General features: G+C 40.7%; 19 protein-coding genes and 2 tRNA genes. 9 read left to right on the forward strand and 12 right to left on the reverse strand.

Features of this window, described 5'->3' with window-relative positions; genetic code table 11:
* Positions 1-17: 17 nt before the first annotated feature.
* Entirely contained in the window at positions 18-392 is a 375-nt protein-coding gene (locus AB669_RS04805) for a type II toxin-antitoxin system HigA family antitoxin (RefSeq protein ID WP_231582623.1), read from the forward strand.
* Here AB669_RS04805 and AB669_RS04810 read toward each other — a convergent pair.
* The 3 genes from AB669_RS04810 to AB669_RS04820 are packed head-to-tail and all read right to left on the reverse strand — an operon-like array spanning position 355 to position 3,041.
* Complete coding sequence (locus tag AB669_RS04810; RefSeq protein ID WP_047798169.1) at positions 355-1,230, reverse strand: HEPN domain-containing protein; 876 nt, start codon at positions 1,228-1,230, stop codon at positions 355-357. The two genes, AB669_RS04805 and AB669_RS04810, sit on opposite strands and share 38 nt — an antisense overlap.
* Positions 1,223-1,867: a hypothetical protein gene (locus AB669_RS04815; RefSeq protein WP_047798170.1), complete on the reverse strand. Its 645-nt coding sequence runs from the start codon at positions 1,865-1,867 to the stop codon at positions 1,223-1,225. Before AB669_RS04815 ends, AB669_RS04810 begins: the two co-directional genes overlap by 8 nt.
* Positions 1,857-3,041: a hypothetical protein gene (locus tag AB669_RS04820; RefSeq protein ID WP_156166674.1), complete on the reverse strand. Its 1,185-nt coding sequence runs from the start codon at positions 3,039-3,041 to the stop codon at positions 1,857-1,859. Before AB669_RS04820 ends, AB669_RS04815 begins: the two co-directional genes overlap by 11 nt.
* Before the next feature lie 141 nt (positions 3,042-3,182).
* On the opposite strand from AB669_RS04820, the gene AB669_RS04825 reads away from it, so the two are divergent.
* The 3 genes from AB669_RS04825 (at position 3,183) to AB669_RS04835 (ending at position 5,046) form a co-directional block, all read left to right on the forward strand.
* On the forward strand, positions 3,183-3,800 hold the full coding sequence (locus tag AB669_RS04825; RefSeq protein ID WP_197082351.1) for a S24 family peptidase: 618 nt from the start codon (positions 3,183-3,185) through the stop codon (positions 3,798-3,800).
* Positions 3,801-4,018: 218 nt separating this feature from the next.
* Entirely contained in the window at positions 4,019-4,378 is a 360-nt protein-coding gene (locus tag AB669_RS04830; RefSeq protein ID WP_047798172.1) for a hypothetical protein, read from the forward strand.
* A gap of 65 nt (positions 4,379-4,443) precedes the next feature.
* Positions 4,444-5,046: a hypothetical protein gene (locus AB669_RS04835; protein ID WP_047798173.1), complete on the forward strand. Its 603-nt coding sequence runs from the start codon at positions 4,444-4,446 to the stop codon at positions 5,044-5,046.
* Positions 5,047-5,085: 39 nt separating this feature from the next.
* Here AB669_RS04835 and AB669_RS21435 read toward each other — a convergent pair whose 3' ends face one another.
* From AB669_RS21435 to AB669_RS04850, 3 genes are all read right to left on the reverse strand, one after another.
* The gene (locus AB669_RS21435) at positions 5,086-6,693 is read right to left on the reverse strand and encodes a S41 family peptidase (RefSeq protein ID WP_156166675.1); all 1,608 of its coding nucleotides are present in this window, start codon (positions 6,691-6,693) and stop codon (positions 5,086-5,088) included.
* 238 nt (positions 6,694-6,931) lie between these two features.
* A tRNA-Phe gene (locus tag AB669_RS04845) sits at positions 6,932-7,004 on the reverse strand.
* Between the two features lie 127 nt (positions 7,005-7,131).
* A tRNA-Phe gene (locus tag AB669_RS04850) sits at positions 7,132-7,204 on the reverse strand.
* Positions 7,205-7,423: 219 nt separating this feature from the next.
* On the opposite strand from AB669_RS04850, the gene AB669_RS04855 reads away from it, so the two are divergent.
* Together AB669_RS04855 and AB669_RS04860 are read left to right on the forward strand one after the other, a co-directional pair.
* Positions 7,424-8,719 carry a (Fe-S)-binding protein gene (locus tag AB669_RS04855; protein WP_047798174.1) on the forward strand — a complete coding sequence of 432 codons (1,296 nt, stop codon included), beginning with the start codon at positions 7,424-7,426 and terminating at the stop codon, positions 8,717-8,719.
* A gap of 36 nt (positions 8,720-8,755) precedes the next feature.
* Positions 8,756-9,544, forward strand: coding sequence for a (Fe-S)-binding protein (locus AB669_RS04860; protein ID WP_047798175.1), 789 nt, complete (start codon positions 8,756-8,758; stop codon positions 9,542-9,544).
* Positions 9,545-9,605: 61 nt separating this feature from the next.
* On the opposite strand, the gene AB669_RS04865 is transcribed toward AB669_RS04860, so the two are convergent.
* The gene (locus AB669_RS04865) at positions 9,606-10,082 is read right to left on the reverse strand and encodes a hypothetical protein (RefSeq protein ID WP_047798176.1); all 477 of its coding nucleotides are present in this window, start codon (positions 10,080-10,082) and stop codon (positions 9,606-9,608) included.
* 50 nt (positions 10,083-10,132) lie between these two features.
* Here AB669_RS04865 and AB669_RS04870 point away from each other — a divergent pair, with 50 nt between their 5' ends.
* Together AB669_RS04870 and AB669_RS04875 are read left to right on the forward strand one after the other, a co-directional pair.
* On the forward strand, positions 10,133-10,612 hold the full coding sequence (locus tag AB669_RS04870; protein ID WP_047798177.1) for a hypothetical protein: 480 nt from the start codon (positions 10,133-10,135) through the stop codon (positions 10,610-10,612).
* A 103-nt stretch (positions 10,613-10,715) separates the two neighbouring features.
* Positions 10,716-13,142 (forward strand): AsmA family protein, encoded by a 2,427-nt coding sequence (locus tag AB669_RS04875; RefSeq protein ID WP_047798178.1) that lies wholly within the window; start codon positions 10,716-10,718, stop codon positions 13,140-13,142.
* A gap of 6 nt (positions 13,143-13,148) precedes the next feature.
* Here AB669_RS04875 and mtgA read toward each other — a convergent pair whose 3' ends face one another.
* Positions 13,149-13,871 (reverse strand): monofunctional biosynthetic peptidoglycan transglycosylase, encoded by a 723-nt coding sequence (gene mtgA / locus AB669_RS04880; RefSeq protein ID WP_047798179.1) that lies wholly within the window; start codon positions 13,869-13,871, stop codon positions 13,149-13,151.
* A 126-nt stretch (positions 13,872-13,997) separates the two neighbouring features.
* Here mtgA and AB669_RS04885 point away from each other — a divergent pair, with 126 nt between their 5' ends.
* Positions 13,998-14,702, forward strand: coding sequence for an SDR family oxidoreductase (locus AB669_RS04885; protein ID WP_047798180.1), 705 nt, complete (start codon positions 13,998-14,000; stop codon positions 14,700-14,702).
* Positions 14,703-14,792: 90 nt separating this feature from the next.
* Here the strand turns inward: AB669_RS04885 and rplI are convergent, their stop codons facing one another.
* From rplI to AB669_RS04905, 4 genes are all read right to left on the reverse strand, one after another.
* Positions 14,793-15,236: a 50S ribosomal protein L9 gene (gene rplI, locus AB669_RS04890; protein WP_047798181.1), complete on the reverse strand. Its 444-nt coding sequence runs from the start codon at positions 15,234-15,236 to the stop codon at positions 14,793-14,795.
* A gap of 13 nt (positions 15,237-15,249) precedes the next feature.
* Positions 15,250-15,513, reverse strand: coding sequence for a 30S ribosomal protein S18 (gene rpsR, locus AB669_RS04895; RefSeq protein ID WP_010599582.1), 264 nt, complete (start codon positions 15,511-15,513; stop codon positions 15,250-15,252).
* Positions 15,513-15,869, reverse strand: coding sequence for a 30S ribosomal protein S6 (gene rpsF / locus AB669_RS04900; RefSeq protein ID WP_047798182.1), 357 nt, complete (start codon positions 15,867-15,869; stop codon positions 15,513-15,515). Before rpsF ends, rpsR begins: the two co-directional genes overlap by 1 nt.
* Positions 15,870-16,035: 166 nt before the next feature.
* Entirely contained in the window at positions 16,036-17,469 is a 1,434-nt protein-coding gene (locus AB669_RS04905; protein WP_047798183.1) for a RagB/SusD family nutrient uptake outer membrane protein, read from the reverse strand.
* Between the last annotated feature and the right edge of the window lie 2 nt (positions 17,470-17,471).

Genomic DNA, 17,471 nt, shown 5'->3' on the forward strand with positions numbered 1-17,471 from the left:
GAATAAGATTTAAGATTATGGGGATGATTAAAAAAATAAAAAATAAAGGAGATTACGAATCTGTAATGTCTAAGATTGATGCTTTAATGGCAAAAGGGAGCGATAAAGCTACTACTGCAGAATTAGCTGAGATCCGTGCACTGGCACTTTCTGCACAAGCTTATGAGCAACAAGTGTACGTAATCGAGCAACCAGACAGCTTATCCGGCATGATTGAGATGCGAATGTTTGAAATGAAAATCAAACAGGCGGATATGGCTAAAAAACTTCATGTGAGTCCTGCTAAACTCTCGCTAATACTTAATGGCAAACAAAGGGTAGACATAGACTTTTTGAAAGCTGTGCATAAAGAACTTAACGTTGATGCTGACTTCCTGTTGGCCCATGTTTAGACTTAATTTCGCGTAAATCTAAATGGTTTAATAGCAAATCGTAATTCTCAACCCATTCCACTAATTTATCCCTCATATACACCACATCATCCAGCTCCACACTAAAATCATCTTCATACCGAAAACCCAGATAGGAACTTTGCAGCAGCGCCAGGTATTGGAGCTCCTTTCTTTCTTTCTCATGAAAAATTTGTCGAACCTCAGGAAAATAAAAACTTACCGTTTTACGCAGGTCCGGCAACTGGTGGCTCCGGATTTCTTTGCCCCAGAATACCAAACCAACTAAGCGGTACAGTTGCTCACAACTTTGATGGAGCATAAAGGCAGCCAGCGTCAGCTTATTGGATTTAATGAGCTCCGTCGCTGTTTCCATGAAGTCATTGATTCTGGCAAAAACCATATTCAGATAGGCCTCGGTATTAAGCATTGCTTCTTCAATCAACTCTTCCGGAGTTTCCGGTAGTTGATGCGCTTCGGCTTTCAGGTAAATGCATTGACTACTGTCGCATTCTCTGGAGTAAAATGCATGTCCCCGGGTTAAATGATCATTGAGCAATCCATAGGTCTGATAAAGGATTTCTACCTCAGGTTGGTCAAGAGTGATAAAAGATAAAATCCGTTTGGTTTCATCTATCACCTGATACTTGAACTTATCCAACACCACAATTAAGCGTATGGTCTGTCCCGCTGGCCTGCATCTGAATATACAGGAAACCGGGATAACCGTTACCAAAAGCTTTACAAACTTTTTAACAGCTGCTTCTTTCTGCCTGGCGGTAAGCGCCTTGGCAGGGACTGCTTTGGTTTTCGAAAGACCCTCTTCAACATCTTTAGTCATTTCCAGCCTCCGTTTCTTTTTTCAAATATTGAATCGCTTGCGGCACGACCAGGATAAAACTAAGTTCAAGTGTTTTCTCGAGCTCTTTGAGCAGGGGAAACCCATATTTAGCGTCAATCATGGCCAGATTATCGTCTTTAACCAAGCCAAAATATAGCCATTCCGATAATCCATACCTCAGTTTGGTAATATTCTCAAGGGTAACGATTGGTGTGAGTGCTTTTAATGGATTCTTCATCTCTTTCTTTTTAAGCCTCAGGAGTTGGTATTCTTTATATCCCTTATCTTTTTCCTTAATGGCCCGCGCCCACACCCTCATAATCCAATCGCCAAAAGTCGGTTCGCTATCGCTGTAACTCGCTTCGGGAACATAATGGAGCTGCTGCGTAGTGATTAAGTAACAGGCCTGTAGCAACTGAGTGAGCTGCTGATGAAAGTAAACCAGCGGACCTGCCTTTTTGATTTTAAGTCCGTTCGCCATACAGGCATTATGCCACTTACGCAGCTCAGTTCTGTATACATGCAAGCTTGCGCCGTGATAAAATTCCATGATCTGACGGTAGGGATTCATCTCCATATGTGGCTCCAGCAGTAAGGGGCAGGTATCTTCAAACCGGCTTTTACTTTTATTTTCCATTTTCCACCTCCTCTCTCTTCATTCCTTTAGTTTGAAGTACGACGAGCACAAAGCACAACTCCACCAGTTTTTCCAGCTTTTCAAAGAGCGGGAAACCAAAGGTATCATCGGCCAGTGCCAGCGGATCGCCGTCGGTTCCTGCATAATAAAGCCATTCCTTTAATCCATACCGCATCTCCTTAATACTTTCCAAATCTACCAAAGGGGCAAGCGCTTCAAGCGGATGCTGGATTTCCGCGGCAGTGAGTACGGTTAGCTCATATTCCTTAATCCCCGTATAATCTTCTTCCAATTGGCGTTCCCTCACCCCTTGAATCCAGTCGCCAAAAGTAAATTTGTTTGTGCAATACTCCTTTTGCTGACGATAGGGAAGCTTATGTTCGACAATCAGATGTGCCGCCTGTATCAAAAGCGTTAGCCGCTCGAAACTATAATTCATGTCACCAGGCTTTAGGTGAACTCCATCCGTCATACAAGCCTTCAGCCAGTCACGTAAGTCTCTCCGGGCGCCATGCAGGCTTGCCCCCTCGAAAAATTGAATGACCTGTAAGTATGGATTGTGAAGCATATCATCACTTAGCAGATAGGGGCAGGTATCTTTAAAAGTCAGCCGGTGGGGAGTCTGATAAGCAGTTTCTTTCAAACGTTCTTTCAGTAAAAAAGTAGCCTCAATTAGTTTGCGGATATTGGTGAGTAATGGAAAAAGAAGGTCACTAAGCTCATTACATTCAGTAGCCAGTAAGCTATATTTAAACCAGCGGGCCAGTTTCTCTTTAAGCAGTTTCAATTTCCCTTTGTCTTCAATAAAAGCCAGGCAAAGCGAGGGATTCAGTCTTTCTTTTTCATTGAGGTACCTGGTTTGATATGGGATACAATCATTTTCCAAAAAGAGCTCGTATTGGCTTAGGGTTGATAATTTCACCAGATGCTGTCCGCCCTTTGCTACTGCTTTATTAAACCTATAAGCAGAATCAAACAGATCAATAAGGTTATCATAAAATAACATTGTTCGCGATAGTTGCTCCCCTTCAGGCAGATACTCAGGGTCGATGAGCATTTGTAACCAATCATCCAGGAAGTCGATTTCGCAGGCTACCCCATCCCAACTGCTGAAGTTTGAAAAAGTCCACAAGAATGGATAATCATCCATTTTGATTTCATCATTGCGTTTCATAATCATTTGTTTATTTCACATTTTAATTATCTTGCGGGATGATAGTTTAAACATACAAAGAATAATTAGATTATCTAATAATAATTAGAAAAAGTTATTAATATACTTATGCTTTCTGAAAATCAGCGTCTTAAAATCCTTATGGATAAGCTTGGCTTTAAAACTCAAAAGGATTTTGCTTCCGGTTTAAATCTGGAACCTGGAACAATCTCTCCCATGATTAGCGGAAAAAGGCCTATTACGAACCCATTTAAAGAACGGCTTGATTTTAAGTTCAATGTGAACATTAACTGGCTCGAAACCGGAGAAGGTGAGCCTTTTCTAAAAAAAGGCCCCGTCGTATCCGAATCCAAAGAAGGCGTGCCTTACTTCAACGTAAGCCTCTCTGATAATGACATTCGCTCTTTTGGTGATGAACAAGCTGAATACTTTGTCAACTATAAACCTTTTAACGATTGTACCTGCTACCTGCCGGTGTATGGCGACAGCATGTATCCCAAATATGCCTCAGGCGAAATTATTGCCGTAAGGGAAATTACCAACTTCGAAATATTACAATGGGGCGAAGCTTATGTCATCATGACTGATGAAAAAGCAAATCACCTGAGGAGCATCAAACTGATACACCAACACAGCGATGAAAATAAGCTGATCCTTCGTTCATCGAACCCTAATTTTAAAGGAGACACTATTATCGCTAAGGAAAGTATCATGGCCTTGTATATTATTAAAGGAAAGATTACGCGCAATTTCATTTAGGCGCTCCGAAATAATTGTAGCACCCGACATATATTAGGCCACTGGTTTTTTATCACCTCAGACACCTCAGCACATCCAAGACTAATCTCTAATAGTTAGGGACAGAATCTCAATTTCATCAGCCTGAAAAACAGTATGTTCGTTATTTATAATGCACATTCAGGAAAACGAAATCAAACAAAAACCTAGTTGATCGTATTTATATAGAAAAGTAAATTATGGAAAACGAGGAAAAAAATATCGATCAGAAAGATAATCAGCCAAAACCTACTGACGACGCGCAATTGGAAATAGAGACAGTTGTGCCATCCACACATGAGAAAAAAGTGAGTGAGGCTGCGGATCAGGCGCCGGATAGTTCCGGAACCACTCAAGACCAACCAAAGGAAGCGGAGTCAGCTGAAGAGCAGGAAACACCAGCTGAAGATACGCAAGCGACTGAAGATACAGAGCCAGCTGATAGTGCAAAACCGGCTGAAAGTGCAGAAGCAACTCCCGATGACCATTCTGATGAGGGAGGAAATGAAGATGCTGATGATGAACGGGATCAGATTGAAACCATCACGCCAAGCGCTTAAACCTTAAATTTTGTTAACGCACATTACAGCTGAAATAGTTTTACTAATTTGGCGTTATGATTAACATGAAAAACACATTATTAATTGGCTTTATTGCCTTAACCCTTTGGAGCTGTGGCATCAACAGGCAGGCGCAACAAATCAAAGCGCTCGAAGATTGTAAATACCGCATCACTGGTGTGCAACAGGTTAGTATTGCCGGTACAGATGTAAAAAAACTGCTTAACGAGCAAAGCTTTAATCTGACGAGCCTACCGGGAGTTGCATTGGGTTTATTGAGAAAAGACATTCCGCTGCGTGCAAATCTTAATCTTGAAATATCGAATCCTTCAGGCAACCTGGCAGCTATTAACCAGTTTGAATATAAAATACTTGTGAATAATACCGATCTGGCAGAAGGGATAGTGAACCAGAATGTGAGTATTGCACAAGGACAAACCGTTACCGTTCCGGTTCAGCTGACCAGTAATATTTACGGCTTAGTTTCAAATGGCAATGTGTTTAACGACATCATCAAGGCAGCACAAAAAGGCGCTTCATCTAAAGATGAAAAACTCGGACTGCTAACCATTAAAATTAAACCAACCTTTATGCTGGGCAATACACCAGTGAAGTATCCGGGTTACATCACCATTAATAAAGATATCAGCAGTAAAATATTGTTGTAAAACAAAGAATCCCGCCAGTAGCGGGATTCTTTGTTTTATTTAAAATTTCCTTTCAGGCCTGGCGAGCATTCCTTTAAAACCATTTTGATCCAGGCTTTCTGCTACGGCTTTAATCTCAGCACTTGATAATTGTGCCGGCATGGTGGTCGATGAAACCTTTAAACTTGCTGTTTTCGCTGCAGTGGTGACAAAGCTGCCGCTCTTCGCGTATAGTAAGGCATAATATAGCAGCGTTTCGCTCTCATCACCCCAGGCCTTTGTAAGGTCTTCATAAGCTTCCTTATCTGGCGTAAGTCCCGAATAATACCCACCTGTACCGGCCTGATTTTTTGTTTCAAACTCCGGGATGTACATATCAAAATTCTCAATCCTTACCGGAAAAAAGCCAACAGGTTTGCCATAGGTGGTGGTACCAATAATTTTTACGTCGAGCACCGGACGAAGGTTATTAATAGTAAGCTCACTTGCCGAGGCTGTAGATCCGGTAACCAGAAAGTAGATCCTGCTTAAATCAAGTGATCCCGATTTGGCAAACTTCTCAATGTTATCAGAGGCTGTAGGCAAATAATTAAGATCTGCGTAGGTAGCGTACTTACCGTTTACCCCGGTGGTAAAAGTCTGCAGTTTTCCGGCAGCATCAAGCAGTGGCTGATGTACCAGAATAGACGCCTTCCTGGCGGCCGTAGTAGTTAAACCCTGCAGGTAACTGTTATAATAATAAGTGAACATGGTTGTACCGGTTTTTCCTGCGGGTACAGCAAGGTTAGAGATTTGCGTAGCGGTTGAAACATAACCCCCGCCATTATATCTTAAATCAACCACCAGCTCGGTTACACCCTGACTTGCAAAATCAGAGAAAGTGGTACTCAACGCCGAAGTAACGTTATTGGTAAAACTATTAAATACAATATATCCCACTTTTTTGGTACCTACCGTATAAACATGCGTATACAAAATCGGATTAACGGTATAGTTCGCGCTGGTAACAACAACGCTTTTTGACACTTTGTTTAAATCGGTAAAAGTCAACCTTACACTTGCATTGGTACCAAAAATTGCGCTATTCAGAAACGGAATAAGTGCCGTGTCATAAGTCAGGTCGGTTCTACCGTTGATGCTGGTGATCTGACATCCCCTGGTCAACCCCTGGAGTGCAGCAGGAGAATTCGGATAAACATATTTCACACGCAAATCCGTCTTGGTATTATACATCACTGAAAAACCGTAGTCTGTAGAGGTACCATTTAAATCGGCCTTTAATACTCCGGTGCTTCCTGTAGTAGAGGTGTAATCAAAAAACGAATATTTAGGCTCACTGGAAGTGCTAACATATTCGTAAGGCTTTCCGGTTGTTGGGTCAAGCGAATACTGGGTCATGGCATATAGCTCAGCATCGTTAGAGGCAAAAGCACGTGGCTTGAACACCTCGTAGGTAGGCAAAGAGCTATTCCAGTAGTAAAGCTCCTTCGCATACAAAAAGATAGAATCTTTTGTCAATTCCGCGCGGGTGCCCGAAACAGCAGTTGTAGTAGTGGTAGTAGTTGTGGTAGTCACTTCAGGTGTCACTGAAGTTTTCTTGCACGACATTATAAAACCAATTCCGATAGTCGCCAGAATCAGTGTGCTCACTAGTTTATTATTCTTCATGTAGGTGGTGTATTTTTTTAAATACGTATTGATATCGACTTTGGTTGTTTGCAAAAGTAAAAAACTCAAAACAACAACTCAATATACAAGTATTTATGATATGTAACCACCAATGTATCGGTGAATTAACTAAATCTGCCGATTAAATTGCTTTTTGATGTTGATATGCAATGATTATGAGTAAATAACGAGCGAGATAAAAATAAAAAAGCCTCTCATTTCTGAAAGGCTTTTAATGTGGTGCCACCTGGATTCGAACCAGGGACACAAGGATTTTCAGTCCTTTGCTCTACCGACTGAGCTATGGCACCGTTTGTTAAGGTCTGCAAATCTAAGATTCTTTTCTGCAAATGCAATAACTTTAAAAATTTATCTCTCCAATTCCATTGGAGGGCATTCCAAAAACAAAGCCTAACATTACTGAAAGGCTTTTGGAAGTGGTGCCACCTGGATTCGAACCAGGGACACAAGGATTTTCAGTCCTTTGCTCTACCGACTGAGCTATGGCACCTCCCGTTTGGGATTGCAAATGTAGTGTTCTTTTTCCAAAAGCAAAACTTTTTTTCGAATATTTCATTCACCCATTGATAATCAACAAATTAATTTTCACTTCACCCCCTAAACACTCCTTAGAATGAATACAAACAATAAATTTTAACTATTTTTTTATGCATGCATAGTATTTTATTAGGATTAATATCATAATTTAGCGTTAACAATCTAATTTTGCATGGTGGCTCAGATCCTTTTTCTAGTAATTACACTGGCAGCATCAGTGCTGTTTGCAGTGAATCTGCGTAAAATTATCCGCAACATCCGTTTAGGAAAACCGGCCGACCGTAAGGACCAGCCTCAGAAACGTTTAATGACCATGATTCGTGTGGCTTTTGGTCAGTCGAAAATGGTCGTTCGTCCAATCCCGGCATTTCTTCACTTTTTTGTATACATCGGTTTTGTCATCATCAACATCGAAGTACTGGAAATCATGATCGACGGTATATTTGGAACCCATCGCATTTTCCATGGCTTAGGTGGTTTATATAACTTCCTGATCGGATCTTTTGAAATCCTGGCACTTACCGTTTGGGTATCCTGTGCGATTTTCCTGATCCGCAGGAATGTATTAAAGCTCAAACGGTTCAGGGGAGTAGAGATGACCAGATGGCCGAAGTCTGACGCCAACTACATCCTTTTCACTGAAATCCTTTTGATGAGTGCCTTCTTACTGATGAATGCGGCTGACGCCAAATTACAGGTATTGGGTTCAGGGCATTACATTGTTGCAGGTAGTTTCCCGGTGAGTCAGTACCTGATGAACATGTTGCCTTCAACAGAAAATGCATTAGTGATTATTGAACGAGGTTGCTGGTGGTTTCACATCATTGGCATTCTAGCGTTTTTAAACTATCTCCCCTACTCAAAGCATTTCCATATTCTCTTTGCCTTTCCAAATACCTATTTTTCAAACCTGGAGCCTAAAGGTGCTTTCACCAATATGGAATCGGTAACGAATGAAGTAAAGGCAATGCTCGATCCTTCCTTTATTCCTGCTGAAACCACTCCTGGTAAGTTCGGGGCTAAAGATGCCACTGACCTTTCCTGGGTAAATCTGATGAATGCCTATACCTGTACGGAATGTGGTCGCTGTACCTCCGTTTGTCCGGCGAACATTACAGGCAAGCTGCTTTCACCACGAAAGATTATGATGGATACCCGTGACAGGATTACGGAGATCGGCAAAAATATTGATAAAAATGGCGCGGAGCATCAGGATGGAAAATCATTGCTTGATGATTATATTACCAGAGAAGAAATATGGGCTTGTACCAGTTGCAATGCCTGCGTAGAAGCGTGCCCGGTAAATATCGACCCATTGCAAATCATTACGGAGTTACGCCGCTTTGCAGTTATGGAAGAATCGCAAGCCCCGTCAAGCATTAATGCGATGATGGGAAACATTGAGAATAATCAGGCACCCTGGAAGTACTCACCTGCCGATCGTTTTAACTGGGCAGAGGAGAAGTAGTCGGGCAATACTTAATACTAGATACTAAATAAAAAGATGGAATTTAAAGTACCTACAATGGCCGAACTAATGGCCGCAGGAGAAGAACCAGAAATACTATTTTGGGTGGGCTGTGCCGGAAGTTACGATGAGCGGGCACAAAAAATCACCCGTGATATCTGTAAGATTTTGCATCATGTAGGCATCAAATATGCAGTACTTGGTACGGAAGAAAGCTGTACCGGCGATCCTGCAAAGCGCGCCGGAAACGAATTCCTTTTTCAAATGCAGGCAATGACCAACATCGAGGTACTCAATGCTTATAACATCAAAAAAATTGTTACCGGTTGTCCGCATTGCTTCAATACTATTAAAAATGAATACCCCGGACTAGGCGGCACCTACGAGGTAATCCACCACACGCAGCTCATCCAGGATTTGATTAATGAAGGCAAATTAAAAGCTGAAGGTGGCGAAAGCTTTAAGGGTAAAAAAATCACCTATCATGACCCTTGTTATCTGGGACGCGGAAACGGAATTTACGAAGCCCCGCGTAAAGCTTTAGAAGTACTGGATGCCCAGCTGGTAGAAATGAAACGCTGCAAAAGCAATGGTCTGTGCTGTGGTGCGGGGGGTGCACAGATGTTTAAAGAACCTGAGAAAGGGAAAAAAGACATCAATGTGGAACGCGTAGAAGAAGCATTGGAAACTGCACCTGAATTTATTGCAGCAGGTTGTCCATTCTGCATGACCATGCTGAGCGACGGGGTTAAACTAAAAGATAAGGAGCAGGAAGTAAAAGTACTTGATATTGCAGAAATCACTGCAAGGGCAAACGGACTTTAGCGGTAATGATCGGGTGAGAGAATAGCCTAATTAGAGAATGAGTGATTGAGCGAATGGGTCTCTAGGGGTTCAATGGTAACTTGGTAATCCGCTCCAGATTATCGCGGATGAGGTTCAGATCTTCTGCCTCCACATTTCTTAGGGGGATCATCAGTTGAGTTGTCATCGAATCCACATCCCCGCCTTTATCTTTATAGGTCTGCACGATGATATCATCACCTTTGGTTTGGAGGAATAACTTACCTGCACTCGCGTCCCCCAGATAGTTCATGTCTTTGAATTTAGATAATTTAAACGCGAAATATTCTGTTTTGCCGCTTTTGAAATAACGCTTGTACCGGCAGAAACCATTGTTAGTAACATTGAGTTCATAAGATTTAATCTGGCTGTTTTCCTGTGAAGCATCGTAATGATCAAGCAGTGTTTTTTGAAGAAACCCAGCATATTGCTCCATGGTTTCAGGATCAGAAAAAGCAAATAAACCTACGCAGAATACCGAACAAAGCGATATTTTCAAGCCAAGTGTAAACTTTTTCATAGCGACAACGTTTTAATGACAGCAAATTAATTAAAATACTAAATTTGTATATGAGTTTTTCTCCACAATCCAGAGTTTGGGTATACCAAAGCGATCGCAAATTTACTTCTACAGAAGAAAATCAGATTATTGATAAATTAGCTGTTTTTACCAATCAGTGGAAAGCCCACGGCAATGAATTACTGGCAACTGCAGAAATCCGTTATGGTTATTTCATCATTCTCGTGGTAGATGAAACTCAGGCAAATGTCACTGGCTGTTCTATCGACAGCTCAGTGCGACTCATTAAAGAAATTGAACAGGAATATCACGTGGATCTTTTCAATCGCTTCAACATGGCCTATAAGGTGAATGACGATGTAAAGGTTACCAATAAGGAAGATTTTGAAACCCTTGTCAATATCAAACAGATTACCCCCGATACCATTGTATTCAATAACATGGTACTAACCCTTGAAGATCTTAATCAGAAATGGGAAGTTCCATTCAAAAATAGCTGGCATTCTACTGTTTTTGCGCACTTGCTTTAACAGCTGCATAGAATCATACAACCCTTACGTATGTTAATTTTGAGTATGCGTAAAACAAATGTGTCTCAAAAAGCATTATATTGTTTCAACCAAAATAATGTGTATGAAACGCTGGCTCAAAATTTCACTGAAAATTCTTTCTGCTTTAGTTATCCTGGTGATTTTGACCTGGCTTGCTGGCGCCTTTTACGTCAGCCGGAATAAGAAAGAAATATTAAGTACCATTCTTGCCCAGCTGAACAAAAACCTTAATGGGGAAATCACGGCGACAAGTATGGAGCCTACATTATTAAAAAGTTTTCCAGGCGTCTCTGTCTCTTTGAATGGCGTGCTGCTTCGCGACAGTCTCTGGTCTACCCACAAACATGATTTATTAAAAGCTCAGGATATTGATGTATCCCTTAATGTCCTGTCACTAATTGTCGGAAATATAAATATTAACCAGATCGCTATTAATAATGCCAATATATACATCTATACCGATTCTACAGGCTACAGCAACACGAGTATTTTTAAAAGCAACAAAAAGGAACCAGCAACAGATAAATCTCCATCCAAAAACTCTGCTCTTGCCATCAAAAAGATCGATTTCAATAAAGTAAGCCTGATTCTTGACAATCAAAAAAGGTTTAAACTATTTAACTTCAATATCGATCAGATTCAGGGTAGGATGCAATATCCGGATAGCGGGTGGACAGGTAAAATTAAACTTAAAACACAGGTAAACAGCTTTGCGTTTAATACCAGAAAGGGCAGCTTTCTTAAAGATAAATCCCTGGAAGGAACGTTATCGGCACACTATAGCCGGGAGCAGGATGCCGTAATCCTGAATCCTGAAATACTGAATATTGGTGACCATCCTTTTAAAATCGGCGCTAAAATAGATTTGGGCAAATCTGCCTTCGCAATCAGTATTGCTGTTGATGACATTTTATTTAAAGATGTAGCGATGCTGCTTTCACCTAACATTTCTTCTAAGTTACTAAAATTCGGAATTGAAAAACCCATCAACATTCGTGGGAATATCGTAGATGATGGCTCAGGCAAATACGGAGATCCATTGATCAAAGTAGGTATAAAAGTTAGAGACAATATCATTTCTATTCCTGCAGGTAAACTCACCGCCGCAAACTTTGATGGGGCTTTTACCAATCAGGATACTAGTGGCGGCATTATTGGAGATGAAAATTCGGCCATTAAATTTCACAGACTTACAGCAAAATACTTTAACGCCCCGCTGAAAATTGACAGTTTTACGGTTACCAATCTCGCGCAACCGATAGCAACCGGCCTGGTGACTTCCCAGTTTCCGCTCACTAATCTAAACAATTCTTTAGGTACCCAAGACTTTGAATTTAAACAGGGCACAGCAGATTTAAGATTATATTGTAAGGCTGATATTGACAACTTCCGTTTTACCAAACCCGTGGTTTCAGGCAGTATTAAAATTGCAGATGCTGATATTTTATATGTACCAAGGAAATTACACCTGGTGAAAAGTGCATTGAATATGAATTTCAATCAGAATGACCTTTCTATTCAGAACGGACATTTTCAGCTTGGAAAAAGTGAGCTGAATGTAAGTTGCTTTATTGCCAATTTTGCGAACCTTTATTATACCGCCCCTGATAAAATTCAGGTGAATCTGAAGATGCATAGTCCGCAACTTTACCTGAATGAGTTTTTACCTTTTCTTGGTCCGAGAAGTACGGTCAAAAAAACTTCCTCATCCGGGAATTCGATGAAAGCGGCATCAAAAGAACTGAGCAATGTATTGGAGGTATCAAAAATGAATATCAACCTCACGGTGGGCAAGGCCATCTATGATAAATTCCTGGCAAAAAATCTGGTTGCAGACATTTCGCTGCGAGGCAAGGGCATTTATTTTGATAAAATTAGTGTAGCACATGCCAATGGAACGCTGGCATTGACAGGCAGTATTTTACAGGAGCCGGCTTCAAATGCCTTTAAGATCAACTCCAAAATCAGCCATGTAAGTGTTAAAGACTTCTTTTATGCTTTCGACAACTTCGGACAGAATAGCATTACCAATAAAAACCTGAAAGGCTATCTTTCTTCGCTGGTGAATATTTCAGGACGCATATCACATTCAGGCAAAATCCTCCCCCGTTCAATTGGTGGCAAAGTGATTTTTAACCTTAATAATGCTGCACTGGTAAACTTCGAGCCTATGGTTAAAGTTGGAAAATTTGCGTTCGCCAATAGAAATATGTCGAATGTTGAAATTAAAAATCTGGATGGTACGTTAACCATTAAAGGTGATAAAGTAGAGATCAGTCCGATGCAGGTGAATTCAAGCGTACTGAATTTCAATGTTAAAGGCACCTATGCACTAGGTAATGGCACGGATGTGGCGATGGATATTCCCTTAAGAAATCCTAAAGGAGATGAAAACCTGACAAATCAAGAGCGTAGAGCTGCACGGATGAAAGGGATTGTGCTTCACCTAAAAGCTGTTGATGATGATAAAGGGGGAATCAAAATTAGGTGGAATAAGGACCATGATTAAGAGATTTTAAAAATCCAGCGGGCCAAGTCTGTTCATATTTCTCAAAATCAGATACTGGCGGTGCCTGATATAAGGCGTTGCCTTTTTAGGCGTCCATCTCCGGGGATTTGGAAAGCATGAAGCAATTAAGGCCGCTTGCCTTTTCGTTAATTTGGTGCATGATTTACCATAATATTCCTGAGCAGCCGCTTCGGCGCCATATATGCCGTCGCCCATTTCAATTACATTCAGGTAAACTTCAAGTATGCGCTCCTTACTCCAGAAAATTTCGATAAGCAAGGTAAAATAAGCCTCAAAACCTTTTCTAATCCACGATCGGCCCGGCCATAGAAACACATTTTTAGCGGTTTGTTGTGAAATGGTACTCCCCCCTTTAACTTTTTTACCCTTCGAATTACTGGCAAAAGCTTTTTCAATGGCTTTCATGTCAAAACCAATATGCTTTAAAAAGAGCTGATCTTCGGCTGAAACCGCAGCCCTTTTAATATTATCAGACATGTTTTCGAATTCTACCCACTTTTTCTCCGTTTTAAAAGGCTTTCCGTCGGCCTTACGCTCTATATTCCGCAACACCATTAAAAGGGTAATGGGTGGATTTATAAAGCGGTAAGCAATTACCCAGATTACAGAAACCATTAAAAAATAAAGAAATACTTTAGTTACGATATTGGTAATCTTCTTGAATAATGGATTTTTTGCTCTTGAGCGTGTTGAACGGGATTTAGCCATGAAGCAAAGGTAACAAAATCTTAAAACCTCTGTATAGTGTAAGTAGCAGTTGAAAACAATTACGATTATTATGAATTGAGTTAAACATATTTGCTTTATAATCGTTAATTCAAAAAAAGAAATATCATGAGTATTAAAGTAGCCCTGGTAACAGGAGGAAGTAAAGGAATAGGATATGGTGTCGCGGAAGCCCTTTTAAAAGCAGGTTATAAAGTAGCCATCACCTCAAGAAACATTGACAGCGCAAATGAAGCAGCGAAAATATTGGTCAATAATGGCGATATTTTAGCTATTGAAGCAGATGTTAAAGATTTTCAGTCGCAACAGAGCGCAGTAAACCTGATTATCGAAAAATGGGGACAATTGGATGTACTCATCGCAAATGCAGGTGTAGGTGCCTTTGCCGCGATTGATGAAATGGACATCGAATTATGGCACGACATCATCGACACCAATTTAACGGGGGTGTTTTATAGCATCAAGGCTTCGGTAGAAGAAATCAAAAAGACCAAAGGCAGCATCTTCACCATTTCAAGTTTAGCTGGCGCTAATTTCTTTGCTGGGGGATCAGCTTATAATGCAAGTAAATTCGGCTTAACGGGTTTTACCCAGGCGGTGATGCTCGACTTAAGAAAATATGGCGTAAAGGTGAGTACCATTATGCCGGGTTCTGTAACCAGCCATTTCAATGCACACAACCCGGATGCTGAAAACGATGCCTGGAAAATACAACCGGAAGATATGGGTAAACTTATTGTAGACCTCCTGGCAATGCCGGCGCGTACTTTGCCAAGTAAGGTAGAAATCAGACCCACTACGCCTAAGGGATAGTGGAGAATGGAGATGTGAGAATCGGCTATTCAAAAAAAAAAGTCTCCTGATAAACATCAGAAGACTTTTTTTATTCCTTAATGAGATTGCTTATTCAGCGATTACTTCGAAAGGAACCTGAACTTTCACTTCTTTGTGTAAGTTTAAGTTAGCAACATACTCGCCAACAAATTTTGGTTCAGTTTCGAAAGTAATACGACGACGATCTACATCAAAACCTTGCGCTTTTAATGCTTCAGCGATCTGGATAGTGTTAACTGCTCCAAAGATTTTTCCGCTTTCGCCAGCTTTAGCACCGATAGAAAGTTTAACGCTAGTTAAACGCTCTGCGATACCTTCAGCATCTTTCTTAATTTTATCTTGTTTAAATGCAGCTTGCTTTAAGTTTTCAGCTAAAACTTTTTTAGCAGAAGAAGTAGCCAAAGCAGCAAATCCTTGAGGGATTAAATAGTTACGGCCATAACCTGGCTTTACTGTAACTAAATCATCTTTCTCGCCAAGGCCTTTAATATCTTGTTTTAAAATAATTTCCATATCTCTGAGCCTCCTATTTTAATTGATCTGCAACGAATGGTAACAAACCGATGTGACGAGCACGTTTAACAGCCTGAGCCACTTTACGTTGGAATTTCAACGAGGTACCAGTTAAACGGCGTGGTAATAATTTACCTTGATCGTTGATGAATTTCAACAAGAAGTTTGCATCCTTGTAATCGATGTATTTAATACCGTTTTTCTTGAAACGGCAATATTTTTTACGGTTATCCTCTACTTTAGGGGCAGTTACGTATTGAATTTGTTCTCTTGCCATTACGCTGCAACCTCCTTAGTTTTTTTGTTAAAAGCACCACTACGCTTTTTCTCATTGTAAGCAACAGCGTGTTTGTCTAAACGGATAGTTAAGAAACGTAACACACGCTCATCGCGTTTTAATTCAAGCTCTAATTTTGCGATCAAATGTCCTGAAGATTTATATTCAGTTAAGTTGAAGAATCCGTTTGATTTTTTCTCAATCGGATACGCTAATTTTCTCAAACCCCAATTATCTTCCTGGATAATTTCGGCACCGTTATCAGTAAGAACTGCTTTGAATTTAGCTAATGCCTCTTTCGCTGCCTCTTCTGATAACAATGGGGTTAGAACGATAACAGTTTCGTACTGATTCATTGTTATAAATTATGTTTTTAATTTTTTAATCCCGAGGTATATTACGGGGTTGCAAAAGTAACAATATATTTCTTTAAATCAAAGTGTTGAATACAAATAAAAGCCAATGCCCGCATAATCTATGAATGCAGGCATTGGCTTTATCTTACAGATGATCCGTATTTTATTAATATCCCGGGTTCTGGGTAAGTTTGTTGTTCAACTGAATTTCCCGGTTAGGAATAGGATACAATGCAAGTGTGCTTACAATATTCCCAATCTGACCATTTATTGGCGGGTAATTAGTTTTATGAGCCGTCATGGTAGGCACCATTATTCCCCATCTGATCAGATCAAACCAGCGTTCCCCTTCAAAACAAAGTTCTATCCTGCGCTCATGGTAGATAGTTGTTCTGGCATCTGCCTGCGATAAACCTGATTTCGGTGCAAGATTTGATCTTGTTCGTACCAGATTCAATTGTGTAAGCGCCTCTGTTGTCTTGTTATTCTCATTTAAAACCTCAGCATACAACAACACAATATCTGCATAACGTAAAACAGGCCAATCATTATCCCCTTCGCTATTTGCACCAACGCTTTGATAAATAAACTTTTTAGCGTAATAATATACCAGCGTACCTGAAGAAAACACGCCGATGGCGGTATTTAGACGATTATCTCCCGATTCAAAAGAATTATAAAGATCAGGGGTACCGATATTATTACTGTTTCCGGTAACAGCGGTAATGGTGGTTCCGGATGGCTGAGGCACAAAGTTCCTGGCGAAGGTATTGCCTTCACCAAATCCCCCGCCAAGGTACTGCACCGAGAAAATAATGTCTCTGTTATTGTCTTTTCCAAGTCCGAAAACCTGATCGTATGGCAATAATGTACCGGCAGTAGCTACTACACCGGCCAATATTGGTTCGGCCTGTGTGAATTTTTTCTCAAACATATATACCTTGCCCAGCAATGCATTTGCAGCAATACTGGTTGCCCGGCCAATATCAGTACCGGTATAACTTGCCGGCAATACTGCTGCAGCTTCAGTTAAATCTTTTTCAATTTGCGCGTAAACCGCTTCTGCAGTAACCCTGTTATAGGAATAGGCCTGCGATTCGGATGTGATTTCGTTTAATACCAAAGGAACCCCGCCAAACATCCTCACTAAATTAAAATACATTAAAGCACGCAGAAACTTTGCCTGACCGATATAACTATTGCGGTTAGCAGCAGTCATGGTTGGAGTGTTTACATGATCCAGCACGATATTCGCATAGGCAATAGTAGCATAAAACCTCGTCCACGCATTTTGCAGATTGGTAGATCTCGATGTCCAGGTGAGCTTATCCTGCTCCCCGTAAAGCACTTCACTCTCTCCATAGGTTTGGGTATTATCGGATGGAATTTCACCGAAACCATACTGCTCATTATAAATTGGACGAAGGCTGCTATAGGCGCCGGTTAAAGCCGATTTGATATCAACTTCGGTATTGTAAAATGTGCTTACCGGAATAATGCCCTTTGGGGTAAGCTCTACGAATGATTTTTTGCAGGATGTGATTACCACACTTAAAAGGAGCATGGAGATACTGCATATGGTTAGTTTATTGAGTTTCATAT

Origin of the sequence: Pedobacter sp. BMA (assembly GCF_001027745.1) — a bacterium.
Classification (GTDB): Bacteria; Bacteroidota; Bacteroidia; order Sphingobacteriales; family Sphingobacteriaceae; genus Pedobacter.